Source organism: Bacillus sp. HY001, from assembly GCF_007558965.1.
GTDB classification, from domain to species: Bacteria; Bacillota; Bacilli; order Bacillales; family Bacillaceae_G; genus Bacillus_A; species Bacillus_A mobilis.
The window spans coordinates 1-2,426 of the sequence record NZ_VLTE01000172.1; the positions used below are offsets into that span (position 1 = coordinate 1).

General features: G+C 34.1%; 2 protein-coding genes. Both read left to right on the forward strand.

What is annotated here, in order from left to right:
- Positions 1-302 precede the first annotated feature (302 nt).
- On the forward strand, positions 303-1,262 hold the full coding sequence (locus tag FOT98_RS29995) for an alpha/beta hydrolase (protein WP_063262059.1): 960 nt from the start codon (positions 303-305) through the stop codon (positions 1,260-1,262).
- Between the two features lie 174 nt (positions 1,263-1,436).
- The gene (locus FOT98_RS30000; protein ID WP_063262060.1) at positions 1,437-2,168 is read left to right on the forward strand and encodes a DsbA family oxidoreductase; all 732 of its coding nucleotides are present in this window, start codon (positions 1,437-1,439) and stop codon (positions 2,166-2,168) included.
- Positions 2,169-2,426 lie beyond the last annotated feature (258 nt).

A 2,426-nucleotide genomic window follows, 5' to 3' on the forward strand; every position in this document is an offset into this window, starting at 1 on the left:
AGCTCTCTAGCGCCGATGGTAGTTGGGACCTTGTCCCTGTGAGAGTAGGACGTCGCCAAGCAACTGTAAGACGAGTCAGTATGACTCGTCTTTTTTGTGTTTTAAACTTCTTATCAGCCTCAAGTAAGTAATCCTTATTTTTTTGATCCCCTCATATTCATTTTCTTTCATTATTTTTGATGTGTAGTTTAAGATTTTCTATTTTGTTTTTTGGAGAAGTGATCTGTCGGTATGTTAAAATAGTGCAGTTGTTTTTTGAGTACTTGAATATAAGAAGATTTCATTTTGAAAAAGGAGATAATATGAAAAAGATAGGTGTAATTACTATAGTAGTTTTAGTCCTTCTAGCAATTACTTATATGTTAGTTGGGAATTATTTTTATAATTATGCGTTGAATGCGAAACAAGAGAAAGAATTTTTAGAGGATAATCCTCATTTAGTAGAAACAGTGAATGCATCAGGAGGTGTGTTCGCTACAAACGAAGAAAAGGATGCGAGCTTTGTATCAAATCATAAACCTAATACACGAAACATAAATTCTTTCGATAAGTTGAAATTAACAGGTTATGAATATATGAATGAACAATCCAGCCATAAATGGGCAATTGTAGTTCATGGATATGATAGCAGGGCATCGAAAATGACGAAATATATCCGGAATTTTTATGAACAAGGTTATAACGTCATAGCGCCAGATCTTCGTGGGCACGGAAATAGTGAGGGCGATTATATAGGGATGGGCTGGCACGATCGTAAAGATATTTTGATTTGGATTCAACGAATTGTAAAGAAAGACCCTAATGCTGAAATAGCACTTTTTGGTGTTTCAATGGGCGGGGCAACTGTAATGATGACCTCAGGTGAAGAGTTACCTTCTAACGTTAAAGTTATTATTGAAGATTGTGGATACTCAACTGTTATTGATGAATTTACTTATCAACTAAAAGATCTATTCCACTTGCCGAAATTTCCTGTTATGAATGCGGCAAATACAGTTACAAAATTAAGAGCTGGATATGATTTAAAAGAAGCTTCAGCTATAAAGCAAGTAGAGAAAAGTAAAACACCTATGCTATTTATTCACGGGGATGCTGATACGTTCGTTCCTTATGAAATGTTAGATGAAGTATATAATGCTGCAAAAGTAGAAAAAGAGAAATTAATTGTTCCAGGTGCTGGACATGGAGAAGCTGAGAAGATAGATTCAAATAAATATTGGAATACTGTATGGAAATTCGTGGGGAGATATATTCCAGCATAGTTAGATTTGTATATACGATAATCAGAAGGAAATCTTTTTATACTTTTGATTATCGTTTTTTCTATTTATAGATTCATTTTAGTTTGTAGTATATAAAGCATGAAGCATAAATTTTTGAATTCCTTAGTGCCAGTGCTACAATAATTGAAAACTACATGTTAATGAGGTGTTTCTATGAAAATTGAAGTATGGTCAGATTTTGTATGCCCATTTTGCTACATTGGGAAACGTAGATTAGAGATGGCTTTAGAGCAATTTCCACATAAGAAAGATGTTGAAGTTGAGTTTAAAAGTTTTGAATTAGACCAAAATGCTCCAATCTATTCTGGAACAAGTATTAATGAAGTACTTGCATCAAAGTATGGGATTAGTATTGAAGAAGCTAAGCGTAATAATATACAACTAGGAAGTCATGCAGCTAGTATGGGTTTAAGTTTTAACTTTGATGAGATGAAGCCGACGAACACTTTTGATGCGCATCGTCTTGCGAAGTTTGCAAAGGATCAAGGGAAAGAAAAAGAGATTACGGAAAATCTACTGTTTGCATATTTCACAGAATCGAGAAATTTAAGTGATGTGGATACGCTTGTTACTATTGCTGAAGCTTCAGGTTTAGAAAAGCAAGAAGTTTTACGTGTTATTCATGATAAAAGCGCATATGCAAATGATGTTAGAATTGATGAAGCGATTGCTCAGCAATATCAAATTTCGGGAGTGCCTTATTTTATTATTAATCAAAAGTATGCTATTTCAGGTGCGCAGCCACTTGAAACTTTTGTTGGTGCACTTCAGCAAGTGTGGGAAGAAGAGAATCCTGCACCTAAGTTACAACAACTTTCTTCAGAGGGTGGAAGCGATATGTCTTGTACGGATGAAAGTTGTTCGATGCCTTCAAAAGAACAATAGTTTTTATGATGGAACAGCAACCCATAGCGTGCTTTATGGGTTGCTTATCTATTCTTATAGAAAAGGTATATAAATAGATAAATTAATAGCGTAAATAAGATTTATAAAAAAATGAAGTTTTTTATAAAAACATATTGACGATTGTAGGTTAGAAGTGTAGTATAGAACAAGTCGCCGATGCAATAACGCAGAACGCGGCAAACAAAATGAAAAACTTAGTTGACATTAACTAACGAAGATGTTAACATAAGGAAGTCG